We start from the raw sequence: 24,443 nt of genomic DNA, 5'->3' as shown, positions 1-24,443 counted from the left end.
CTCACCCCTTCAGCCAGGCCTCGGCCAGCCGCACCCAGTAAGTCGCGCCGATCGGCAGCAGGTCATCGTTGAAGTCGTAGCTGGGGTTGTGCAGCATGAACGGCCCGCCACCATGACCGAGGGCGCGGTGGTCGCCGTCGCCATTGGCAATGAAGGCATAACAACCCGGCTTGGCCTGCAGCATGAAGGAAAAGTCTTCGGCACCCATGGTCGGCTCCTGCACCAGCACCTGGTCCGCGCCCACAATCTCGGCCATCACCTGGCGCGCAAAGTCGGCCTCGGCGGCGCTGTTGATGGTGGGCGGGTAGTTGCGCTTGAACTCAAAGTCAGCATGCAAGCCTGAGGCGGCACAGACGTGCTCGGTCATCGTGCGCATGCGCTGCTCGATCTGGTCCAGCACCGCCAGAGAAAAGGTGCGCACCGTGCCTTGCAGCTCGCAGCGATTGGGAATCACGTTGGTGGCTTCGCCGGCGTGGATCCTGGTGACCGAGATCACGCCCGCCTCAATGGGCTTGAGGTTGCGGCTGATGATGGTCTGGAACGACTGCACCAGCTGGCAGGCCACCGGCACCGGGTCGAGCGCGTTGTGCGGCATGGCGGCGTGACCGCCCTTGCCGTGAATCGTGATCTTGAACTCGTTGCTGGACGCCATCACCGGACCCGCGCTGGCGGCAAACTGGCCAAACTGCAAGCCCGGCCAGTTGTGCATGCCGAACACCGCGTCCATCGGGAACTTGTCGAACAGACCGTCCTTGATCATCTCGCGGGCACCGCCACCGCCTTCTTCGGCGGGCTGAAAGATCAGGTAAACCGTGCCGTCAAAGTTGCGGTGCTTGGCGAAGTACTGGGCTGCGGCCAGCAACATGGCGGTATGACCGTCGTGACCGCAGGCGTGCATCTTGCCAGGCTGGGTGCTGGCGTGGGCGAAGGTGTTGGCCTCCTGCATGGGCAGCGCGTCCATGTCGGCACGCAAACCAATGGCCCGGCTGGAGGTACCGTTTTTGACGATGCCGACCACACCGGTGGTGCCCAGCCCACGGTGCACCGGAATACCCCAATCGGTTAGCTTGGCGGCCACCACATCGGCGGTGCGGAACTCGTTGAAGCACAGCTCAGGGTGGGCGTGCAGGTCGCGGCGAAGAGCGGCCAGACCGGGCGCCTGGGTGAGGATGGCATCAATGATTTTCATGATTGCTCACTTTCAGACTGATGAATAAACTGTGTTGGCGCCCTGGCTAAGGCTTGCGCTTTTTCGAGCCTGACGGCAGGCTGCCGCGCACACCATCCCAAAACTTGATTCGCGCCTCAATCGCCTGCCGGGCAGCCTTGTCTGCCGCCTTCTTTTTTCCGGCGCTGTCGCCGCAGAGCTGCGCCAACATTTGAAGCGCGAGCGGGCCATGCAACTCATCGTCAAGGTGGATGTGACGTTCAAGGTAGTAGTGAAACAGTGGCGCGCTTTTTTTGCTGATGCCCATGTCTGCCAGCAACGCCCTGAACATGCCGGGGATGACCTGTTCGCGCCCCATGGCAAAGGCCGCGCCGACCAGATGCGGTTTCTGGGTGTCAAGAAGACCGAAGGTTGTCGCCATGAAGCGGCGTGACGGCTCCGGAATGTCGCACTTCAAAAGCGCTGCTGCGAGGCCTTTTTTTCTGACGACCTTCAAAAAGGCATGCACCGGTCGGGTGTCGGCACCCACCTCTTCCATCGCCCCGAGGTAAAGGTCGAAATGGCTGATGAACGCAGGATGCCCGTTGGCATCAGGGAAACCCTCATCGGTTTCCTCACCCAGCACGATTTCATTGATAAACCGCTGCACCAGGGTGGAACGCGCATTTCCGGTGGGCAGCCATGGCACGGACACCGGCGCCACCGCGCCTTGCAAAAATTTGACCAGCGACATGAAGTCCCACACGGCATACACATGATGCTCCATGAAGCAACGCAGGTCTTTCATGGTGCGCACCGATGCATACAGCGGATGCTGATCAAGGCGCGAGCGGAGTTCCGGTAAAAGGGAGGCGTCAGTCAGATTCATGGGCGGCATTGGGGATATTCAGGACTGAAATGATTGGATTAAGAATTGTCCCACCATCCGCTATCCCTACGCTCGGTTGGTGCCTCTGCAGCCCGGTAACGCACAGCGTTTTGCCCGCCTATACTGTTTTATTTGACTGCTCGTTCATGAACCAGCCTTCTTCGCACCCCCTGGCGCTTTCCCAGATTCTGGGCGCCTGTCCGCACGACTGCCCCGACACCTGTTCGCTGCTGACCACGGTGCAGGACGGTGTGGCCGTCAAGGTGCAGGGCAACCCGGCGCACCCGCACACGGCCGGCAGCCTGTGCACCAAGGTGTCGCGCTACCCCGAGCGCACCTACCACCCCGAGCGCCTGCTGCATCCCCTGAAGCGTGTCGGCCCCAAGGGCAGCGGCCAGTTTAAGCCCGTGAGCTGGGACGCTGCCTTGAGCGACATCGCCGCGCGCCTGTCTTCAATAGCCGCGCGCGACCCGCAAGCCATCCTGCCCTACAGTTATGCCGGCACCATGGGTCTGGTGCAGGGCGAGAGCATTGCGGCGCGTTTTTTTAACAAATTAGGCACCTCCCAGCTGGAGCGCACCATTTGTGCCGCTGCGGGGGGCGAAGGGCTGGTGCAGACGCTGGGCGGCAAGGTCGGTATGCGGGTGGAGTTTTTTGCCGAGTCGAAACTGATTCTGATCTGGGGCAGCAACTCGGTCAGCAGCAACCTGCACTTCTGGCGCTATGCGGCTCAGGCCAAACGCGACGGCGCCAAACTCATTTGCATCGACCCGCGCAAGAGTGAGACCGCAGAGAAATGCCATGAGCACATCGCCCTGCTGCCGGGCACCGATGGCGCCCTGGCCTTGGGCCTGATGCACGAGCTGATCCAGCACGACTGGCTCGACCATGACTACCTGGATAGCTACACCGTGGGCTGGGACGCCTTGCAAGCGCGCGCCCTGCAGTGGCCCCCGGAACGTGCGGCGGCGGTGTGCGGCATTGCGCCGGAGCAGATTCGCGCCCTGGCCCACGACTACGGCGCCTGCGCCCACAACGGCCAACCCGCCGCCATCCGCATGAACTACGGCCTGCAGCGGGTGCACGGTGGCGGCAACGCGGTGCGCCTGATCGCCTGCCTGCCCGCCCTGATTGGCGCCTGGCGCCACCGCGCCGGTGGCGTGCTGCTGTCGAACTCGGGGGCGTTTCCGGTGCAACGCGCCGCACTGCAACGCCCTGACTTGCTGGCTGGGCGCACGCCACGCAGCATCAATATGGTTACCATCGGCGACGACCTGCTGCGCGCGGGCGGTCCGGAATTTGGCCCGGCCATCGAGGCCCTGGTGGTCTACAACAGCAACCCGGTGGCGGTAGCGCCCGAATCCGCCAAGGTGGCACAAGGCTTTGCGCGCGATGACCTCTTCACGGTGGTGCTGGAGCATTTCCAGACCGACACCGCCGACTACGCCGACTACCTGCTGCCCGCCACCACCCAGTTGGAGCATTGGGATGTGCACAGCGCTTACGGCCATACCGATGCGCTGCTGAATCGGCCGGCGATTACGCCGCTGGGCGAAGCCAAACCCAATACCTGGATTTTTCGGGAACTGGCCGCGCGCATGGGCTTGACCGACCCGTGCTTTGCCGGCAGTGACGAGGCGCTGTGCCGGCAGGCCTATGGCGATGCGGTCGACTTTGACGCCCTGCTCCAGCACGGCTTTGTGACCCTGCCCATGCTGGACGCGCCGTTTGCGCTGGGCAACTTTCCCACACCTTCCGGCAAGTGTGAATTTTTCAGTGAACGGCTGGCGGCGCAGGGCCTGGATGGCCTGCCCGACCATGTGCCCAACCATGAGGTGGCACACAGCGCCAGCGCCTACCCGCTGGCCATGATCTCGCCGCCGGCGCGCAACTTTTTGAATTCCAGCTTTGTCAACGTCAAAAGTCTGCAGGACAGCGAAGGCGAACCGCTGCTGGAAATGCACCCGGACGATGCTGCTGCGCGCGGCCTGACCAGCGGCGATGTGGTGCGCGTCTTCAACAGCCGGGGCGACTACCGATGCCGCGTCGAGTTAAGCGACCGCGCGCGTCCGGGCGTGGTCAACGGGTTGGGCGTCTGGTGGCGCAAACTGGGCCTGAATGGCACCAATGTGAACCAGCTCACCAGCCAGAATTTGACCGACCTGGGCCACGGCCCCACGTTTTATGACTGCCTGGTGGAAGTCGCTCTGGTCGTGGATTGAAGTGCCCGCGAAGCAGCTTGAAACACACATAAACTGATCAAGCACAAAGACCGCCGGGTTGACCCGTGCTACGCTGGCATCGGTATTTCACCAACCCATTACAAGATGAGATCCATGCAAGCGCTTGACAGCCTGATAGACGATGCCCGGCAAGTGGCTGCGGGCCAAGGCACAGCGTCACACGCCGTGACCGAGGTAGCACGGCAGATGCAAATCTGCAACGCCTGCCGCTACTGCGAGGGGTTTTGCGCGGTATTCCCGGCCATGACCCGGCGGCTGGCATTCAGCCCTGCCGACATTCACTATATGGCCAACCTATGCCATAACTGTGGCGCCTGTCTGCACGTCTGCGAGTACGCGCCACCGCATGAATCTCCGGTGAATGTGACGCAAGCCATGGCGCAGGTGCGTGGCGAAACCTACGTAGCCTACGCCTGGCCTGCGTCACTGGGGCAGCTTTACAAGCGCAACGGCCTGGCCGTATCACTCGCGCTGGCTGGTGGTCTGGCCCTGTTTCTGGTGTTGGCACTGGCTTTGAACGGCAGCCTGTGGGGTGGGCCACTGCAGGGCAATTTTTACAGCTTGTTCCCACACAAGCTGCTGGTACTGATGTTTGCGCCGGTCTTTTTGTGGGCGGTATTGGCCCTGGGGATCGGTGTCGCGCGCTTCCTGCACGATGTATCGCCAGCAACCACGGGGCAAGCCATCACTGGCGGCGATGCCCTGCAAGCCACACACGATGTGCTCAAACTCAAATACCTGGACGGCGGCCATGGCGAAGGGTGTCACAACGATGACGATGCGTACACGCTGTCGCGCCGCCGGGCCCACCACCTGACCTTTTACGGACTCATTCTGTGTTTTGCGGCGACAGGCTTGGCAACGGTTTATCACTACGCCTTTGGCTGGCACGCGCCATATGACTTGCCGAGTCTTCCCAAATTGCTGGGCGTTGTCGGGGGTATCAGTTTGCTGCTGGGCACGGCTGGCCTGTTCAGACTTAAGCTGCAACGCCCTCCCCAGCACGGTGATGTGACCCAAACACCGATGGACTACGGCTTTATCGCGCTGCTATTTTTAACCAGCGCCACCGGTTTGCTGCTATGGCTGGCGCGTGCCACACCCGCGTTGGCGCTGCTGCTGGCACTGCATCTGGGGGGGGTGATGGCCTTTTTTGCCACCTTGCCGTATGGCAAATTTGCACACGGTGTTTACCGCACCGCTTCACTGTTGCGTTACGCGGTAGAAAAGCGCCAGCCCAGTTCCCTGGTGCTGGGTAATGACTGACCCATCCCTCACGCTTCGACAAAGCACGCACGCTGGCGAAGGTGGATTTTCAATTCAGGGATATTCGGGTCAAGGCTGCGACCGATACCGGCGACCTGGCGCACTCGCAAACGCTGCTGGGGCACAAAAACCGCGATATGACAGAGCATTACGTCAAGGCACGCGTGGGGGAGCGGGTGAAACCTTTACGCTGATCACCCCTAGAGTTCTGCATCAAGAAAAACGCTGACTATTTCAACTGGCGTCTTCATAAACCGCTTCATTTTTTGATCGTAGACGGTAAAGCGAACTCGTACCTTGTTCAGCCGATTGTCACCTTTGCGCAAATCAATCATGGCAGCGATGTATCGTTCTGGGTCTGCAAAATTCACTATTAGGTTAGGTCTAATCCGCATCGGAACGTTGCACACAATCTCCCAAACTCCTTCAGCATTTGGCCCTTGTATTCCTCGGCCTTGTTCAATTGATCGTTGCACAATTTGCGAATGTAAGTCTTCAGAGACTGCAGAGTGTTTCAAAGCCTGAAGAACTTGATTGGCATGCATCAGTTGCTGAAAACGAATAAATGCCTGTTCTTCTTGAATGGCTGGCACGGCGAGCACCGAGCCCAGTTGATAAGTAGAAAACGCATTCGCAGGTGTTCCATGAGGTCGCGCAACCGTCGCCGGATCGACTAGTGTGCAAACTACTCCATATCGACCCTCGACAATGAGGCGCCAATGCTCACCTGGCAAAGTTGGGGCTGTTGCTGGAACTGCATGAAATTCGAATGCCACTGGTCCGGAATTTTCGTCTGGGAAGACAATTACGTGATCCCCTTTGCCGACTTCTGTAATGTCCAAAGCATCGATTTTGGGAACCACATAACCAACAACCAATATCGGGGCATTTAAATCCAACAGGCACGGAATAAATATCCGCGTTGGGGATGCAGTGTCATGAACGTTCACAACCCCACTTGTGTGAATTGAAATTCGCTTTGTTTTAGGTTTTGCCTCCTCATAGCTCACTGGCTCCATGAGGGATGCGCCTTGACTTAAGCACCAACCGGAGGTGTTTTCACCTGTACGGAGCAGAGAAAGGATGATTGATCCGTCGTGCTTCGAAATTTGTACGGAGGCGACGCGCCGAAAGAGGTCACCTTGCTGTACGAGGAGTTTTCCGACTGACAAGTAAGACTTTGCAGAAAAGGCGTGTCATTTGTAGAAACGCCCCAGGACCCTAAAAGGGCGCTGGGGCGCATCGTTATTGGTGGCCCGGGGCGGAATCGAACCACCGACACAAGGATTTTCAATCCTCTGCTCTACCGACTGAGCTACCAGGCCTAAGCGGCATATTCTAGCAGCGCAATGGGCCATTTTGAGACGCAAGCCTGATTTTTCAGATGCGTTTGCGCGTCAGGTCAACACCCAGTTGCTTGAGCTTGCGATACAGGTGGGTGCGCTCCAGGCCGGTCTTTTCAGCGACACGGGTCATGGAGCCATTTTCCTTGGCCAGGTGGAACTCGAAGTAGGCTTTTTCGTACTCATCGCGGCCTTCGCGCAGCGGCTTGTCAAGCATGAAGTTTTGCGTGACTTGGGGTCCGGCTTCTGGCGCCGGTTCAACGGCGCTGATGGGCATGTCGGCCAGCACCACCGTGCCTGCCTTCCCACCCAGGGACGACAAGGACGGCATGGACTGGGTGAGCTTGCGCAGGGCGCCGCGGGTCAGACCCTGTTCGACCGCCTTGAGCAGCTTTTGCAGTGTGATCGGCTTTTCCAGAAACGCCAGCGCGCCGATGCGCGTGGCTTCCACCGCCGTGTCGATGGTGGCGTGGCCGCTCATCATGATGACGGGCATGGTCAGGGCACCGGAGGTGGACCATTCCTTCAGCAGGGTGACGCCATCGGTGTCGGGCATCCAGATGTCGAGCAGCACCAGGTCGGGCGCCTCACGCAGGCGGGCGGCACGCGCCTGGGCGGCGTTTTCTGCCAACTCGACGGTGTGCCCTTCGTCATTGAGAATCTCACACAAGAGATCGCGAATACCCAGTTCGTCGTCCACTACCAAAATGTTAGCCATGTACTTGTAATTCCCTTGAGATTGGTATGCGCAATATCACGTCAAATGATCGGAGGTCCTGACGCTGGCTCAACTGCGAATGATAACGATACTTGCGCCCCGAGAACTTCGTCGTTGTGCAGGCGGTTCGCAATCGACACCCGACTGGCATGCTCGTCGGCGATTTTCTTGACCACCGCCAGACCCAGTCCGGTGCCTTTGTCCTTGGTGGTCACATAGGGCTCGAAGGCCCGCTTCAGAATGTGGTCCGGGAACCCGGTACCGCAGTCCACCACCACCAAGCGTACCCGGCGCGCACTGGCTAGCCACTGTGTCTTCACCAGCACGGCATGATCGGCATCGACCCGGCCCGCGCTCACGGTGGCGTCCTGGGCGTTTTGCAGCAGGTTGTGCAGCACCTGGCGCAGTTGTTGGGTGTCGCCCAGGATGTTGGGGCAAGCGGGATCCAGCTCGGTCTTGACGGGCACCTGCCCGAGGTCGTCGGCATACAGGTGCAACACGTCCGCCACCAAGGCATTGAGATTGAGCGGCCGGAGTTCAGCTGCCGGCAGGCGGGCGTAGTCACGGAATTCATTGACCAGGCGCTTCATGGCATCGACCTGGTCGACGATGGTTTTGACCGATTTGGTCAGCATGGCTTGCTCGGGCACACCCAGCTTGCCGGTGAGCTTCATCTCCAGCCGCTCGGCTGACAGCTGGATCGGGGTCAGCGGGTTCTTGATCTCATGCGCCAGGCGCCGCGCCACTTCACCCCAGGCCTGAGCCCTTTGCGCCGACACAATTTCAGAAATGTCGTCGAACACCAGCAAGCGTTGCTCGCCCGGCAAGGCGGCACCACGCGTCACCAAAGTGATCACGTCATGGGCCGGGCGCCCGCTCTGGGCACGGCCGATGCCACCGAGCTCAAAGGACTGTTGCCAATGGTCCAGCGTGCGTTCGCTGTGGGCGCTGAAGAAGTTGTCAAATTGTTCCTGCACCTGCTGGCCAAAGGACTGTAGGCCTTCGATCTCGGCCAGTGCCTGACCCTGGTGCGCCGCCAGTGGCGCACGCAGGATTCGGGTGGCACCCGGGTTGGACGCACAAATCAGGCCTTGGGCATCCAGCACCATGACACCCGCCGTGAGGTTGTCCAGAATGGTCTGCAAATTGGCGTGCGCGGCGCTCACCTGCGCCATGCTGGACTGCACCGCCTGGCGCGCATCGGCGAGTTGCTGCGTCATCTGGGCGAATGAGCGGGTCAGGCCGTCGAGTTCATCGCTGCCGTGCAAATAGGTCTTGGGGGTGAGGTCGCCGGCCGCCACCTCGCGCACGCCATCGGCCAGCAGCAGCAGGGGCCGGGCCAACTGGTTGCCCAGCACCACTGCCAGCAGCACCGCGCCAAAAACCGCCATGAACAGGCTCAAAGTCAGCGTGCCAATGTACATGCGGCGCAAGCCGTCGCGGGCCAGCGCCCGCTCCTGGTACTCGCGATTGGCCAGCGTCACGGCCAGCGCATTGGCCACCAGCGTGTCTGGCAGCGCCTTGACTGCCAGCAAATAGCGCGGTTCGTTGAAGATGCCCAGTTGATCACTGTTGATGAGCGCCAGCGCCTTGACCCGGGCCTGGGGTTCGGAAACGGCGTCGACATCGTCCAGGCCCTCGATCCAGGTGATGACACGCTGGTCCCGTGCGGCCCGGAACTGTTGCGCCGTGGGCAGCTCGGGGTTGAGCTGGTAACGCGACTGGCCCGCTGCCGCAATGAGCCGCCCGGACCCGCCCCACAGCATCAGATCGTCAGCCCCCACCGCGACGCGCGCGCGCTCCAGCGGCAAGGCGGCGCTGAACTCGGGCGTGTCCGCAAGCTGCGCCGCACCCGTACGCGCCTTGGCCGCCAGGTCGGTTGACAAGGCATCCAGCGTGGTGCGCCCCAGATTCAGGCCGGCGTTCAGTGCGCCTTCGACCTTGACGTCAAACCAGCTTTCGATGGAACGCGTGACAAACTGATAAGACACCACGTAGATCAGCATGCCGGGGGCAAAGCCCGCCAACGCAAAAATGGCGGCCAGTTTGACCAGCAAACGGCTGCCGAATTTTTTTTGCACCAGGCGCCGGATCAGGCGCAACGCAATCCAGCCAATCACGCCCAGCAACAGCACCGCCACCACCACATTGACGGCAAACAGACGCGCATAGTTGCGCTCGTAGAGCTCGCGGTTGGTGGTGGCCTGGGTCAACAGGAAGAGCAGCACCAGGCCAATGGCCACCAGGACGACTACGCCCAACCCCAGCAACCAGCGCACCGACCGGGAATGACGTGCGGGTAGCTTGTCAGTGGCCAGGGCAGGTTTCATTTGCCCGACTCGGGTTCAAGCAACTGCTCGCTGCCAAGCACCACCGACCAGTCCGCTTGACCCAGCGTGCCAATCTGCAGGGGCCGGGGCAGCTGGGCCAGGTCCAGCCGAAAGCGAAACGCCACCAGGTAGCGCGCACCGGGCGCCAAGTCTGCCGCCTCGGCAATTTTCCAGCGCGTCATGCGGCGAACGGTGGCCAGTGCTTCAGTCCAGGAATCAAAATTCTGGTTCAGGGCCAAACCCAAGGCAGGCTCGGCGATCTCGCCGGATAGGATGTTGAGCCGCCAGCGATTGGTCAGGGGTTGGTAGGCCAGCCGGAATTGACGCTTGGACGACACAATTCTTTTATTGGTCCAGTACCAGCGTTCGCGCAGCACATCGGCCTCGGCCACAAAGAAAATCGGAATGCCCTTGTGCAGGGCATCCACCACGGCGGGCGACAGGTCGAACTGGAGCTGGGTGGAAAGCCAGAGCGCCTCGTCCGAGCGCTCAAGACGCAGCAGCGGCGGCTCCGTGCCACCCGTGGGTGCTTGCGCCAACGCCACGCCGAACCCCAGCACAGCCGTGGCCAGCCAGCCCAGCATCAAGCTAGGCAGCCAACTTTTCCAGCAGCGCGTAATAAAAACCATCATGCTCACGTGTCGGATTGTCAACGAGTCCCGGCCATTGCACCGCTTGCCCGGGCAACAAATGCCCGGGTGAAGGCAATAAAGCGGCGTTGCTGTTGTTGTCAAGAAACGCCTTGATCTGGCCCTGGCCCTCAGCCTGGAAGACCGAACAGGTGCAGTACAGCAAACGCCCTCCGGGTTTCACCAAAGGCCATAGCACCGCCAGCAGCCTGGCCTGCTGGCGCGCCAGTTGGGCTGCGTCGGTGGGGCGCCTGAGCCAGAGGATGTCAGGGTGACGGCGCACCACGCCCGAGCCCGAGCAAGGGGCGTCAAGCAAAATCGCGTCATAACTTTCACCCTGCCACCAGCTCGGCAAATCGGCCGCGTCGGCCGCCCGTACCTGCGCGCTCAGGCCCAGACGCTGCAGGTTGTCGTGAATGCGCTGGCAGCGCTGGGCGTCAATATCAAGCGCCGTGACCGACACGTCGGCAAACTCCAGCAGGTGTGCTGTCTTGCCGCCCGGTGCAGCACAGGCATCGAGCACCTGCAAAGGCGCCGAGCCGCGCAAGCCAGCCAGCAGCAACGGCGCTGCCCACTGTGCCGCGCCGTCCTGCACCGAGACCAGGCCATCGGCAAAACCGGGAATGTGCTGCACCGCCGTGGCCTCTTGCAGCACCACACCGACCGGTCCAAGCGGCTCGGCCAGCAAGCCGGCCGCCGCGAGCATCTTGAAATAATCGGCCACACTGATGCGCCGGGTGTTGACGCGCAATACCATCGGTGCCTGGGCCTGATTGGCCGCCAGAATGCCTTGCCATTGCGTCGGCCACTCGGCCTGCATCTGGGCCAGCCACCAGGCCGGGTGGTTCCAGCGCGCCACCGGGTCCTGCACCACCTGGGCCAGCAAAGCGGGTTGTTCGCGCAAAAAGCGGCGCAAGCAGGCATTCACGAAAGCCGCCTGGGCCTTCAGTCTGGGCGATTTCTTGGCCGCTTCCACCGTCTGATTGACCAGGGTAAAGGCGTCGTAGGGCGCGTCCTCGCCCTGCGACAACAGCGCCAAGGCGCAGCACAGCAAGGCATCCAGCGGCGGAGCCGGTTGGCGGGGTGCCAGCAGACGGCGCAAGGCCTGCGCCTGCCCCAAGGTGCGCAGCACCGTGAAGCTGAGCGCCTGCACGCCCGGGCGCAGCGACGCATCGACCGCCCCAATGGCGGCGGTGCCGGAAGCCCCGCCCAGGATGGCCTGCAACACCTTGGCGACTGCCTGCAGCTGTCGCCACAGCGGAATCTGGGTAGGAATGGTCATGATTTGTTATAAAAAAAGCGCCTCAACCCCGTGTCAAACAGGGCGTGAGGCGCTTCTTGATGCTCGGTCAATTACTTGACGTCAACACCTTCGTCCTGATCCTGGTCCTGCTCGCTGGCCAGGGCCAGTTCAGCGGCTTCGGTCTCGGCAATGGCACGACGCTCGGCGTCGTCCATGTTTTCGCGGACCTTGCGCGCTTCGTGATACGCCATGCCAGTGCCGGCCGGAATCAAACGACCCACAATGACGTTTTCCTTCAGACCACGCAGGCCGTCGCGCTTGCCCATGATGGCGGCTTCGGTCAGCACGCGGGTGGTTTCCTGGAAGGAAGCCGCGCTGATGAAGCTGTCGGTGGACAGCGATGCCTTGGTGATACCCAGCAGCAGGTTGGTGAAGGCGGCCGGGATCTTGCCCTCGGCGCGCAAGGCGTCGTTGGTGTTGAGCATTTCCGAGCGCTCCACCTGCTCACCATTGATGTAGTTGGAATCACCCGCAGCCTCGACCACCACACGGCGCAGCATCTGACGCACGATGACTTCAATGTGCTTGTCGTTGATCTTCACGCCCTGCAGACGGTAAACGTCCTGCACTTCGTCGACGATGTAGCGCGCCAGCTCTTCGGCACCCAGCAGGCGCAGGATGTCCTGCGGGTCGGCCGGGCCGTCCACCACCACTTCGCCCTTGTTGACGATCTGGCCTTCGTGCACCAGCATGTTCTTTTCCTTAGGCACCAGCTCTTCCCAGACTTTGCCTTCGGGGTCGGTGATCTGCAGGCGAATCTTGCCCTTGGTTTCCTTGCCGAAAGAAATGGTACCGGTCATCTCGGCCAGAACGCCCTTGTCTTTGGGTGAACGGGCTTCGAACAACTCGGCCACACGCGGCAAACCGCCGGTAATGTCGCGGGTCTTCTGACCTTCCACCGGGATACGGGCCAGCACTTCGCCGGGGCCCACGTCCTGGCCGTCACGCACCTGCACCAGCGCGCCAATCGGGAAACCGATCGTCACAGCATGGTCGGTGCCCGGGATCTTGACTTCGTTGCCAGTGGCATCGATCAGCTTGACCTGCGGACGCACCACCTTGGCAGAACCACGGCGTTTCGGGTCGATCACCACCAGCGTGCTCAGGCCGGTGACTTCGTCGACCTGCTTGGCCACGGTCAGACCTTCTTCGACGTTCTCGAAGCGGGCCTGGCCGGCGTACTCGGTGATGATGGGTCGCGTCAGCGGATCCCAGTTGGCCAGAATGGTGCCGGCCTTGATGGTCTGGTCCGGCTTGACGGTGAGGATGGCGCCGTACGGCACTTTATGGCGCTCGCGTTCACGGCCGTGCTCGTCATGGATGACGATCTCGCCGGAGCGCGAAATCACCACCAGTTCGCCCTTGCCGTTGGTGACGTAACGCATCGTGGTGTTGAAGCCGATGTTGCCGTTGGACTTGGCTTCGACGCTGGAGGCAATGGCGGCACGCGATGCCGCACCACCGATGTGGAAGGTCCGCATGGTCAGCTGGGTACCGGGCTCGCCGATCGACTGGGCGGCAATCACACCCACCGCTTCGCCGCCATTGACCAAGCCACCACGACCGAGGTCGCGGCCGTAGCACTTGGCGCAAATGCCAAAGCGGGTCTCGCAGGTCAGCGCGGTGCGCACCTTGACTTCATCGACGCCAGCCACTTCCAGCTCGTCGATCATGTCTTCATCGAGCATGGTACCGGCCGGGGCCAGCACCGACTGGTTCTCGGGGTGCAGGATGTCTTCAGCCGCAGTACGGCCCAGAATGCGGTCGCGCAGCGATTCAATGGTTTCGCCGCCTTCGACAATGGCGCGCATCAGGTAGCCGGCGTGGGTGCCGCAATCCTGCTCGGTGACGACCAGGTCTTGCGTCACGTCGACCAGACGACGCGTCAGGTAACCCGAGTTGGCGGTTTTCAACGCCGTGTCGGCCAGACCCTTACGCGCACCGTGGGTGGAGATGAAGTACTCCAGCACGTTCAGGCCTTCACGGAAGTTGGCGGTGATGGGCGTCTCGATGATCGAGCCGTCAGGCTTGGCCATCAAACCGCGCATACCCGCCACTTGGCGAATCTGGGCGGCAGAACCGCGGGCGCCGGAGTCGGCCATCATGTAGATGGAGTTGAACGACTCTTGCGGCACCTGGTTGCCGTGGCGGTCAATGACGGTTTCTTTGGAGAGTTGGGACATCATCACCTTGGACACTTCGTCGCCGGCTTTGCCCCAGATGTCCACCACCTTGTTGTAGCGCTCACCGGCAGTCACCAGACCGGAGGTGTACTGGGTGGCGATTTCCTTGACCTCGGCCTCGGCACGCTCAATGATGCCCGGCTTCTCGGTGGGCACCAGCATGTCTTCGATCGAGATCGAAATACCGGCACGGGTAGCGAGACGGAAGCCGTACTGCAACAGCTTGTCGGCGAACACCACGGTTTCCTTCAGACCGCACTTGCGGAACGAGGCATTGATGAGGCGGGAAATTTCCTTTTTCTTCAAGGCCTTGTTGATGAAGGCAAAGGGCAGGCCCTTGGGCAAAATTTCCGACAACAGGGCACGACCGACCGAGGTCTCGACCAGGCTGGTGCTGGGCGTGAGTTCGCCGGTGGCCTTGTCCTTGGTGTACTCGGTCAGGCGCACGCTGATGCGCGAGCTCATTTCGACCTCGCCCGCGTCAAAGGCGCGCTGCACCTCACCGGTGTCGGCAAACACCAGGCCCTCACCCTTGCTGTTGATGCGGTCACGGGTGGTGTAGTACAGGCCCAGCACCACGTCTTGCGACGGCACGATGGAGGGCTCGCCATTGGACGGGAACAGCACGTTGTTGGAGGCCAGCATCAGGGTGCGGCATTCCATCTGGGCTTCGACGGACAGCGGCACGTGAACGGCCATCTGGTCACCGTCGAAGTCGGCGTTGAACGCGGCGCACACCAGCGGGTGCAGCTGAATGGCCTTGCCTTCGATCAAAATGGGCTCAAAAGCCTGGATACCCAAACGGTGCAGCGTAGGCGCACGGTTGAGCATGACCGGGTGCTCCTTGATGACTTCCTCCAGGATGTCCCAGACCACCGGCGTGCCGGTTTCGACTTCCTTCTTGGCCGCCTTGATGGTGGTGGCAATGCCCATGGCTTCCAGGCGCGCAAAGATGAAGGGCTTGAACAATTCCAGCGCCATCAGCTTGGGCAGACCGCACTGGTGCAATTTAAGCGTGGGGCCAACCACAATGACCGAACGGCCGGAGTAGTCGACGCGCTTGCCCAGCAAGTTCTGACGGAAACGACCACTCTTGCCCTTGATCATGTCGGCCAGCGAGTTGAGCGCACGCTTGTTGGCGCCGGTCATGGCCTTGCCGCGGCGACCGTTGTCGAGCAAGCTGTCAACGGCTTCCTGCAGCATGCGCTTTTCATTGCGGGCAATGATTTCCGGCGCTTTGAGTTCCAGCAAACGGCGCAGGCGGCTGTTGCGGTTGATGACGCGGCGGTACAGGTCGTTCAAATCCGACGTGGCAAAACGGCCACCGTCCAGCGGCACGAGCGGGCGCAGGTCGGGCGGCAACACCGGCAGCACGTCGAGCACCATCCACTCGGGCTTGATGCCGGACTTCTTGAAGGCTTCGAGCAGTTTGAGGCGCTTGGTGTTCTTCTTGATCTTGAGCTCGGAACCGCTTGGGTCGTTGCGCAGCTTCTCGATGGAGGAGTCGATGTCGAGGTTTTGCAGCAAATCCTTGACGCCTTCGGCACCCATCTTGGCCTGGAATTCGTCGCCGTATTCCTTGAACTTGGCGTCGAAGTCGTCTTCCGACATGATGCTGTATTTCTTCAGCGGGGTCATGCCGGGATCGGTCACCACGTAAGCTTCAAAGTACAGCACACGCTCGATGTCGCGCAGCGTCATGTCCAGCACCAGGCCCAAGCGGCTGGGCAGGGACTTCAGGAACCAGATGTGGGCGCAGGGCGCGGCCAGGTCGATGTGACCCATGCGCTCACGACGCACCTTGGTTTGTGTGACTTCAACGCCGCATTTTTCGCAGATGACACCGCGGTGCTTGAGCCGCTTGTACTTGCCGCACAGGCATTCGTAGTCTTTGATGGGGCCAAAGATCTTGGCGCAAAAAAGACCATCGCGCTCGGGCTTGAAAGTACGGTAGTTGATGGTTTCCGGCTTTTTGACTTCGCCAAAAGACCAGGAACGGATTTTCTCGGGCGAGGCCATGCCAATTTTGATGGCATCAAAGTGCTCGTCAGGCGTGAATTGCTTGAACAGGTCGAGTAATGATTTCATGTCTTAAATTCCTCTCAATTACGAGCGTTCGAGCTCAATGTCCAGACCCAGGGAACGAATTTCCTTGACCAGCACGTTGAAAGATTCCGGCATGCCGGCTTCGATCGAGTGTTCGCCCTTGACGATGCTTTCGTAGACCTTGGTCCGGCCCTGCACGTCGTCGGACTTGACGGTGAGCATTTCCTGCAAGGTGTAGGCGGCACCGTAGGCTTCCAGTGCCCACACTTCCATCTCACCAAAACGCTGACCCCCGAACTGCGCCTTGCCGCCCAGCGGTTGCTGCGTGACCAGGCTGTACGGGCCGGTGGAGCGGGCATGCATCTTGTCGTCCACCAGGTGGTGCAGTTTCAGGTAGTGCATGTAGCCGACCGTGACCGGGCGCTCGAAGCGGTCGCCGGTGCGGCCGTCGTACAGGTAAGCCTGCGTGCGGGTGGGCGTCAGGCCCTTGGCCGCGGCCAGCTCATCCGGGTAGGCCAGCTTGAGCATGGCGCGGATCTCGTCCTCGGTGGCACCGTCAAACACCGGCGTGGCAAACGGCATGCCGCTGGTCAGGTTCTCGGCCATGGCCAGCAACTGACCATCGTCGAGCTGCGCCAGGTCTTCCTTGCGGCCCGTGCTGTTGTAGATCTCGCCGAGAAATTCGCGCAGCTCAGCCACGCGGCTCTCACTCTGCAGCATGTCGCCGATGCGTTGGCCAATGCCCTTGCCGGCCCAGCCCAGGTGAACTTCGAGCACCTGGCCCACGTTCATCCGTGACGGCACGCCCAGCGGGTTCAGCACGATATCGCAAGGGGTACCGTCAGCCATGTGCGGCATGTCTTCCACCGGCACGATCTTGGACACCACACCCTTGTTACCGTGGCGACCGGCCATCTTGTCACCGGGTTGCAGGTGGCGCTTGACAGCCACATAGACCTTGACCATCTTCAGCACGCCGGCGGGCAACTCGTCGCCCTGCGTGAGTTTCTTGCGCTTCTCTTCGAAAGCCAGATCGAAGCGGTGGCGGGTTTGCTCCAGCGAATTCTTGATGCTTTCCAGCTGGGCCGACACGTCGTCGTCGGCCGGGCGGATGTCAAACCAGTGGAACTTCTCGACCGCAGCCAGGTAAGCGGCGTCGATCTTGCTGCCCTTGGCCAGCTTTTGCGGGCCACCGTTGGCCGCTTTGCCGACCAGCAGTTTCTCGATACGGGCAAAGGCATCGGCTTCAACAATGCGCAGCTGGTCGTTCAAGTCCAGGCGGAAGCGCTTGAGCTCGTCGTCGATGATCTGCTGGGCGCGACGGTCGCGCGTGATGCCTTCACGGGTGAACACCTGCACGTCGATGACGGTGCCTTGCGAGCCCTGGTCAACGCGCAGCGAGGTGTCTTTCACGTCGCTGGCTTTTTCGCCAAAAATGGCGCGCAGCAGTTTTTCTTCAGGGGTCAGCGTGGTCTCACCCTTGGGTGTGACCTTGCCGACCAGCGTGTCGCCCGGCATGACTTCAGCACCAACATAGATGATGCCGGACTCGTCGAGACGGTTGAGTTGCTGCTCGGACAGGTTGGGAATGTCGCGGGTGATTTCCTCAGCACCCAGCTTGGTGTCACGCGCCATGACCACGAGTTCCTCGATGTGGATCGAGGTGTAGCGGTCTTCGGCCACGACACGTTCGCTGATCAAAATCGAGTCTTCGAAGTTGTAGCCGTTCCAGGTCATGAAGCCAATCAGCATGTTCTGGCCCAGCGCCAGTTCACCGAGGTCGGTGGAGGCGCCGTCGGCGATCACATCACCCTTGGCCAGCTGGTCGCCTTTTTTGACGATCGGACGCTGGTGGATGTTGGTGTTCTGGTTGGAACGCTGGTACTTGATGAGGTTGTAGATGTCCACACCGACTTCACCGGCCTGTGCTTCAGCGTCGTTGACGCGAATCACGACACGGGTGGCATCGACATAGTCGACCACACCGCCACGGGTGGCCACCACCACGGTGCCGGAGTCAATGGCGGCGACGCGCTCGATCCCAGTGCCGACCATCGGCTTTTCAGGGCGCAAAATCGGCACGGCCTGGCGCGACATGTTGGCGCCCATCAAGGCGCGGTTGGCGTCGTCGTGCTCCAGGAACGGCACCAGCGAGGCCGCCACCGACACGATCTGCGCCGGCGACACGTCCATGTACTGCACGCGGTCGGCGGCCACCATGATGGTCTCACCCGCTTCACGCGCCGAGATCAGCTCGCCAGTCAGGCGGCCTTCCTTGTCCAGCACCGCATTGGCCTGGGCAATCACGTACTTGCCTTCTTCAATGGCCGACAGGTAGTCGATGTCCATGGTGACCTTGGCGTCGACCACACGACGGTACGGCGTCTCAATGAAGCCGTAGTCGTTGAGGCGGGCGTACAGGGCCAGCGAGTTGATCAGGCCGATGTTCGGACCTTCGGGCGTTTCGATCGGGCAGACGCGACCGTAATGGGTCACGTGCACGTCACGCACCTCGAAGCCGGCGCGTTCACGGGTCAATCCGCCCGGGCCAAGCGCCGAGACACGGCGCTTGTGCGTGATCTCGGACAACGGGTTGGTCTGGTCCATGAACTGGGACAGCTGCGAGGCGCCGAAGAACTCCTTCAAGGCCGCCGAAATCGGCTTGCTGTTGATCAGGTCGTGCGGCATCAGGGGCTCTTGCTCGGCTTGACCCAGGCGCTCTTTCACGGCCTTTTCAATGCGGGCCAGACCCATGCGGTACTGGTTTTCAGCAAGTTCGCCGACGCAACGCACACGGCGGTTGCCGAGGTGGTCGATGTCGTCAACCTGGCCGTGGCCGTTGCGCAGATCCACCAGCACCTTGACCACGGCCAGGATGTCTTCGTTGGTCAGCACCATCGGGCCAGTGGACTCCGGGCGGCCCATCTTGGCGTTGAACTTCATGCGGCCGACGCGCGACAGATCGTAGGTGTCGGGGTTGTAGAACAGGCGCTGGAACAGGGCTTGCACCGCGTCTTCGGTCGGCGGCTCGCCGGGGCGCATCATGCGGTAGATGGCGACACGGGCGGCAAACTCGTCGGCGGTTTCATCGGTACGCAGGGTCTGCGAAATGTAAGCGCCCTGGTCGAGCTCATTGGTGTAGATGCAGGCCAGATCCTGCACACCGCTGGTGCGCAGCTTCTTGAGCAGCACTTCAGTCAGCTCTTCGTTGGCCTTGGCGATGATTTCGCCGGTCTCGGCGTCCACCACGTTGCGGGCCACAATGCGGCCGATCAGGAAGTCTTCCGGCACCGAAATATGGGTGGTTTCGGACTGCTCGAGCTCACGGGTGTGGCGCACGGTGACGCGTTTTTCCTTGGCCACGATAACCTTGCCGCTCTTGTCGGTGATGTCAAAGCGTGCCACTTCACCGCGCAGGCGCTCGGCCACGAATTCCATCTGGGCACCGCTGTCCATCAGGCGGAAATTGTCATTGACAAAGAAGTTGGCCAGGATCGACTCGTTGTTCAGGCCAATGGCCTTGAGCAAAATCGTGACCGGCATCTTGCGGCGACGGTCAACGCGGAAATACAGGATGTCCTTGGGGTCGAACTCGAAATCGAGCCAGGAACCGCGGTAGGGGATGATGCGCGCCGAAAACAGCAGCTTGCCCGAGCTGTGGGTCTTGCCCTTGTCGTGTTCAAAAAACACACCGGGCGAACGGTGCAGCTGCGACACGATGACCCGCTCAGTGCCGTTGATGACGAACGAACCTTTTTCGGTCATCAGGGGCACTTCGCCCATGTAAACTTCCTGCTCCTTGACTTCCTTGACCACCTTGTTTTGCGAGGTGGAGGACTCACGGTCATAAATGATCAGTTGCACACGGGCGCGCACGGCCGACGAATAAGTCAGCCCACGGGTCTGGCATTCACGCACATCGAACGCTGGTTTGGCAAGGTTGTAGTCGAGGTACTTCATCTCGACAAAACCATTGTGGGACACGATCGGGAACGCGGCATTGAAGGCGGCCTGCAGGCCTTCATCGGTACGTTTTTTCTGCGGTACTTCGGCCTGCAAGAAGGCGGTGTAGGCATCTTTCTGCATTTGCAGCAGGTAAGGGATCTCCAGCACGCTGTCGCGGCTGCCAAAGTTTTTACGTATCCGTTTGCGTTCGGTGTATGAATAAGCCATGAAATCTCCGGGCAAATGAGGACTGGGGTGGTCCTGAACGACGTTAACGCTTGGTGATTGGCCACTACCAATCAATGGCGGACGGTTGCACCTTGCATGCAACCCGAACCAAGGTATCTTCTGCTGTCGGGGTTAGAAGACACTGAAAAAAGGGCGATTTACCCGCTTTCCAGTGTGTTCTGCAAAAACACCAAAGGCTGGAGGCCTTTGACAGCACTCCAGCCTCAGGGAAAACTCAATTATTTGAGTTCGGCCTTGGCACCAGCGTCCAGCAGCTTCTTCAGAGCGGCATCAGCATCAGCCTTGGAAACGCCTTCCTTGACGTTCTTCGGAGCACCGTCAACCATGTCCTTGGCTTCCTTGAGGCCCAGACCGGTGATTTCGCGCACGGCCTTGATGACCGACACTTTTTGTGCGCCTGCGTCAAGCAGAACGACGTTGAATTCGGTCTTCTCTTCGGCCACAGCAGCAGCAGCGCCACCGCCAGCAGCGGGTGCAGACATGGCTGCAGCGCTGACACCAAACTTCTCTTCGATGGCTTTCACCAGGTCGTTGAGTTCCATGACCGTCATGCTGTCCAGCGCGGTCAAAAATGCGTCTTTATCGAATGCCATTTTGTATCCTAACAATTGATTAATTTCTGTGCATTGCAAGCGTTACGCTGCAACGGCCTCTGCGGGGGCTTCTGCGCCGCCGCCCTTTTGCTCTGCCAAAGCCGCCATGACACGCGCAATGCGCGAAATGGGAGACTGCATCAAGCCCAGCAACTGTGCCAGCAACACTTCCTTGGAAGGAATGCTTGCCAATTGCTTTACGCCGTTCACATCCAAAGCCTTGCCGCCGTATGCACCTGCGCGAATCACCAACTTGTCGTTGGTTTTCGCGAAGTCAGCCACTACGCGTGCAGCAGCGACAGCATCTTCGGAAAAACTGTAGATCAGCGGGCCGGTCATCTGGTCAGACACGACTTCAAAACCACTACCAGCGACAGCACGGCGGGCCAGGGTGTTTTTCAACACACTCAGGCTGACACCGTTGCTGCGCGCGATGGTGCGCAGTTTGGTCATGTCGGCGACCGTGATGCCACGGTATTCCGCAATCACGAGCGTTTGAGCTTTAGTGGCGAGGCCGGTCACTTCACTGATGACCGCTTCTTTCTCACTGCGATTTAAACTCAAGGTCAACTCCTTAAAAAGTACCCGTTTGTGCTGTCTGTAACTTCACATCAGGGCACACCATATTGCAGCGACCAACTGTTTCGGAACTTTTCAATTCTTTGGCAGCGGGATCGCCATCTGCGTTGGCTGTTCAGGATTAAGCGCTTTCACCCAAGGGCTTGGCACACCAACGGTCTTGGATGGCCTGCAGCAACTAAGTTCACTGCAGCCCACCACGTCAGGCTGTCCTTGCGGACAGCCCAATTTCTCGCCTTAGGCGCTGATCGATTGCAGGTCGACACGCACGCCAACACCCATGGTGCTGGAGATAGCGGCCTTGCGCAAATACAGACCCTTGCTGGTCGCAGGCTTGGCTTTTACCAAGGCATCGACCAACGCGGCCAGGTTACCTTGCAGCTTGTCGCTGTCAAAGGAACGGCGGCCAATGGTGGAATGCACAATACCGGCCTTGTCAACACGGAACTGGACCTGACCCGCCTTGGCGTTACGCACCGCAGTGGCCACGTCAGGGGTCACGGTGCCAACCTTGGGGTTAGGCATCAGGCCACGTGGGCCGAGGATCTGACCCAGGGTACCCACCACGCGCATCGCGTCAGGGGCGGCAATCACCACGTCAAAGGGCATATCGCCGGCCTTGACCATGGCAGCCAGGTCGTCCATACCGACGATGTCAGCGCCAGCGGCCTTGGCTTCTTCAGCCTTGGCACCCTGGGCGAACACGGCCACGCGCTTGGTCTTGCCGGTGCCGTTGGGCAACACGACAGCGCCACGCACCACCTGGTCGGATTTCTTGGCATCGATGCCGAGCTGCACCGCCACGTCGATGGATTCATCGAATTTGGCGTTGGCGAATTCCTTCACCAGACCCAGAGCGTCACCAATGAGGTACAGCTTGCCGCTGTCCACTTTGCCTTGCTGGGCTTTTTGTTTTTTAGTCAAGCGTGCCATTTAAACACCTTCCACGTTGATACCCATCGAGCGGGCTGAGCCGGCGATGGTACGGACGGCTGCATCCATGTCGGCAGCAGTCAGGTCCTTGATCTTGGTCTTGGCGATTTCTTCGAGCTGAGCGCGCGTGATCTTGCCGACCTTGGTCTTGAGCGGGTTGGCCGAGCCCTTGTCGATCTTGACCGCTTTTTTGATCAGGATCGATGACGGGGGTGACTTGATGACAAAAGTGAAGCTCTTGTCAGCAAAGGCAGTGATCACCACAGGCAGTGGCAGGCCGGGCTCGACACCCTGGGTCTGGGCATTGAATGCCTTGCAGAATTCCATGATGTTCAAACCACGTTGACCCAAAGCCGGGCCAATGGGGGGGGATGGGTTGGCTTTACCAGCTGGGACTTGCAGCTTGACAAAACCGACGATTTTTTTCGCCATGTTTAACTCCTAACGGGTGCTAACGCCTTCACCTGCAAACTGCAGTTCGGGCTCCCCGACATTAACGACTCACTTCAAACATTCGCACCGAGTCGGAAAGTGCGAACTTAACTTAATCAGTTGGGGTCAGAGCACGTTGCTACGCAAGTGGTCTGACCCACAAATTCTCACCAAGGTCAGAGCACGTTGCTACGCAAGTGGTCTGACCCGCAAATCCTCAGATATCTCAGGCCTTTTCGACCTGGGAAAACTCCAGCTCAACGGGTGTCGCGCGACCAAAAATGGTGACCGCCACGCGGACCTTGCTCTTCTCGTAATTGACTTCTTCGACCGAGCCATTGAAATCGGCAAAGGGGCCTTCCTTGACACGCACATACTCACCGACCACAAATTCAACCTTGTGACGCGGCTTCTCGGTGCCCTCTTGCATCTGGCTCACAATTTTCTGGACTTCGGCTTCGGAAATGGGCGACGGACGTGTCTTGCCACCGCCGACAAAGCCAGTTACCTTGTTGGTGTGCTTGACCAAATGCCAGGTGTCATCGTCCATGACCATCTCAACCAGCACATAACCCGGGAAAAATTTGCGCTCGGTGGTTTTTTTCTGACCGTTCTTGATCTCGACCACTTCTTCCATGGGCACCAGAATACGACCGAACTTGCTTTGCATGCCGGCACGGTTGATGCGCTCCAGGATGTTGCGCTCGACCGCTTTCTCCATACCCGAGTAGGCATGCACGACATACCAGCGCAGATCAGGATTCACCGGCGCAGCCACGGGGGCCGCGACTGCGTCTTCTGATCCGTCCAAGGGGGAGTTCACATCATCCGTCATTATTATTTCCACCCCAAAATAAGGTCATAGAAGAACCATTCGAGCGTCTTGTCAGTCAACCAGAGAAACAGCGCCATGATCAACACAAAGCCAAACACATACACCGTCATCTGAATGGCTTCCTTGCGGGCCGGCCAAACGACTTTTTTGACTTCACGAACAGCATCCTGACCAAAGGCGGTCAACGATTTACCGGTCTCCGAGAGCAGAAAGACCACCACGGCCAAAGCCAGAAGCGCCAGCAAACCCAACCACTGGAACAAGGGGCCTTGCTTGCCCAGCGCGTAATAGGCAACCAGCCCTGCAAGCACCAAAGCAGCAGCGAGCGCCAGCTTGGCTTTGTCGGCGGTAGTGTTGACGGTTTGTACTTGAGGGGTGGCCATGTTATGTTGATGTTGCCTGTTTAAACCAGCGCTGAAATAGAGTGAGCTTGAGACGCATAAGCCCGCCAGGTTAGTAGCGGGCTTTTTGACCACCTAACAACATCGTCAGGTGGCAGGGGCAGTAGGAATCGAACCTACAACCTTCGGTTTTGGAGACCGACGCTCTGCCAATTGAGCTATGCCCCTTTGATATCCGGGTCGTCCAGATCTGATAGATTACGCAATCACCTTGGCCACCACACCGGCGCCGACGGTACGACCGCCTTCACGGATGGCGAAGCGCAGGCCTTCTTCCATGGCGATCGGGGCAATCAGCTTGACCGTGATCGACACGTTGTCACCGGGCATGACCATTTCCTTGCCTTCTGGCAACTCGATCGCACCGGTCACGTCCGTG

At 60.1% G+C, this 24,443-nt stretch carries 17 protein-coding genes, 2 tRNA genes and 1 pseudogene; 2 read left to right on the top strand and 18 right to left on the bottom strand.

What is annotated here, in order from left to right:
* Position 1: 1 nt before the first annotated feature.
* Both Q7U49_RS06775 and Q7U49_RS06770 read right to left on the bottom strand, forming a co-directional pair.
* On the bottom strand, positions 2-1,189 hold the full coding sequence (locus tag Q7U49_RS06775) for a M20 aminoacylase family protein (RefSeq protein ID WP_304763373.1): 1,188 nt from the start codon (positions 1,187-1,189) through the stop codon (positions 2-4).
* A gap of 46 nt (positions 1,190-1,235) precedes the next feature.
* Positions 1,236-2,036, bottom strand: coding sequence for a DUF3050 domain-containing protein (locus Q7U49_RS06770; protein WP_304763371.1), 801 nt, complete (start codon positions 2,034-2,036; stop codon positions 1,236-1,238).
* A 146-nt stretch (positions 2,037-2,182) separates the two neighbouring features.
* On the opposite strand from Q7U49_RS06770, the gene Q7U49_RS06765 reads away from it, so the two are divergent.
* Together Q7U49_RS06765 and tcuB are read left to right on the top strand one after the other, a co-directional pair.
* Positions 2,183-4,258: a molybdopterin-dependent oxidoreductase gene (locus tag Q7U49_RS06765; protein ID WP_304763370.1), complete on the top strand. Its 2,076-nt coding sequence runs from the start codon at positions 2,183-2,185 to the stop codon at positions 4,256-4,258.
* Positions 4,259-4,372: 114 nt separating this feature from the next.
* Complete coding sequence (gene tcuB, locus Q7U49_RS06760; protein WP_304763368.1) at positions 4,373-5,545, top strand: tricarballylate utilization 4Fe-4S protein TcuB; 1,173 nt, start codon at positions 4,373-4,375, stop codon at positions 5,543-5,545.
* 200 nt (positions 5,546-5,745) lie between these two features.
* On the opposite strand, the gene Q7U49_RS06755 is transcribed toward tcuB, so the two are convergent.
* From Q7U49_RS06755 to tuf, 16 genes and pseudogenes are all read right to left on the bottom strand, one after another.
* Positions 5,746-6,564 carry a hypothetical protein gene (locus Q7U49_RS06755; RefSeq protein ID WP_304763366.1) on the bottom strand — a complete coding sequence of 273 codons (819 nt, stop codon included), beginning with the start codon at positions 6,562-6,564 and terminating at the stop codon, positions 5,746-5,748.
* Positions 6,565-6,794: 230 nt separating this feature from the next.
* Positions 6,795-6,870, bottom strand: a tRNA-Phe gene (locus Q7U49_RS06750).
* A gap of 55 nt (positions 6,871-6,925) precedes the next feature.
* Positions 6,926-7,606, bottom strand: a complete 681-nt coding sequence (locus Q7U49_RS06745) for a response regulator (protein ID WP_304763364.1) — start codon at positions 7,604-7,606, stop codon at positions 6,926-6,928.
* Positions 7,607-7,647: 41 nt separating this feature from the next.
* Entirely contained in the window at positions 7,648-9,936 is a 2,289-nt protein-coding gene (locus Q7U49_RS06740) for an ATP-binding protein (RefSeq protein WP_304763362.1), read from the bottom strand.
* The gene (locus Q7U49_RS06735) at positions 9,933-10,520 is read right to left on the bottom strand and encodes a DUF4390 domain-containing protein (RefSeq protein ID WP_304763361.1); all 588 of its coding nucleotides are present in this window, start codon (positions 10,518-10,520) and stop codon (positions 9,933-9,935) included. Before Q7U49_RS06735 ends, Q7U49_RS06740 begins: the two co-directional genes overlap by 4 nt.
* A 4-nt stretch (positions 10,521-10,524) precedes the next feature.
* Positions 10,525-11,847 (bottom strand): 16S rRNA (cytosine(967)-C(5))-methyltransferase RsmB, encoded by a 1,323-nt coding sequence (rsmB, locus tag Q7U49_RS06730; RefSeq protein ID WP_304763360.1) that lies wholly within the window; start codon positions 11,845-11,847, stop codon positions 10,525-10,527.
* A 71-nt stretch (positions 11,848-11,918) separates the two neighbouring features.
* A complete protein-coding gene (rpoC, locus tag Q7U49_RS06725; RefSeq protein ID WP_304763358.1) occupies positions 11,919-16,139 on the bottom strand; it encodes a DNA-directed RNA polymerase subunit beta' in 4,221 nt (1,406 codons plus the stop codon).
* A gap of 18 nt (positions 16,140-16,157) precedes the next feature.
* Positions 16,158-20,270: a DNA-directed RNA polymerase subunit beta gene (gene rpoB, locus Q7U49_RS06720; RefSeq protein ID WP_304763356.1), complete on the bottom strand. Its 4,113-nt coding sequence runs from the start codon at positions 20,268-20,270 to the stop codon at positions 16,158-16,160.
* A gap of 239 nt (positions 20,271-20,509) precedes the next feature.
* The gene (gene rplL / locus Q7U49_RS06715) at positions 20,510-20,884 is read right to left on the bottom strand and encodes a 50S ribosomal protein L7/L12 (protein WP_296163731.1); all 375 of its coding nucleotides are present in this window, start codon (positions 20,882-20,884) and stop codon (positions 20,510-20,512) included.
* Between the two features lie 42 nt (positions 20,885-20,926).
* Positions 20,927-21,448 carry a 50S ribosomal protein L10 gene (gene rplJ / locus Q7U49_RS06710; protein ID WP_304763353.1) on the bottom strand — a complete coding sequence of 174 codons (522 nt, stop codon included), beginning with the start codon at positions 21,446-21,448 and terminating at the stop codon, positions 20,927-20,929.
* Positions 21,449-21,700: 252 nt separating this feature from the next.
* On the bottom strand, positions 21,701-22,396 hold the full coding sequence (rplA, locus tag Q7U49_RS06705; RefSeq protein WP_304763352.1) for a 50S ribosomal protein L1: 696 nt from the start codon (positions 22,394-22,396) through the stop codon (positions 21,701-21,703).
* A complete protein-coding gene (gene rplK / locus Q7U49_RS06700; RefSeq protein WP_296163737.1) occupies positions 22,397-22,828 on the bottom strand; it encodes a 50S ribosomal protein L11 in 432 nt (143 codons plus the stop codon).
* Positions 22,829-23,054: 226 nt separating this feature from the next.
* Complete coding sequence (gene nusG, locus Q7U49_RS06695) at positions 23,055-23,663, bottom strand: transcription termination/antitermination protein NusG (protein ID WP_304763350.1); 609 nt, start codon at positions 23,661-23,663, stop codon at positions 23,055-23,057.
* A gap of 2 nt (positions 23,664-23,665) precedes the next feature.
* Positions 23,666-24,046 carry a preprotein translocase subunit SecE gene (gene secE, locus Q7U49_RS06690; protein WP_304763384.1) on the bottom strand — a complete coding sequence of 127 codons (381 nt, stop codon included), beginning with the start codon at positions 24,044-24,046 and terminating at the stop codon, positions 23,666-23,668.
* 110 nt (positions 24,047-24,156) lie between these two features.
* Positions 24,157-24,232, bottom strand: a tRNA-Trp gene (locus tag Q7U49_RS06685).
* A 30-nt stretch (positions 24,233-24,262) separates the two neighbouring features.
* Positions 24,263-24,443 (bottom strand): annotated as a pseudogene (gene tuf / locus Q7U49_RS06680) (elongation factor Tu); the annotation flags it as partial.

The organism is Rhodoferax sp., assembly GCF_030653815.1.
GTDB lineage: Bacteria > Pseudomonadota > Gammaproteobacteria > Burkholderiales > Burkholderiaceae_C > Rhodoferax.
The sequence above is the reverse complement of the archived record's forward strand: the minus strand, read 5'-3'. Positions and strand labels throughout refer to the sequence as shown.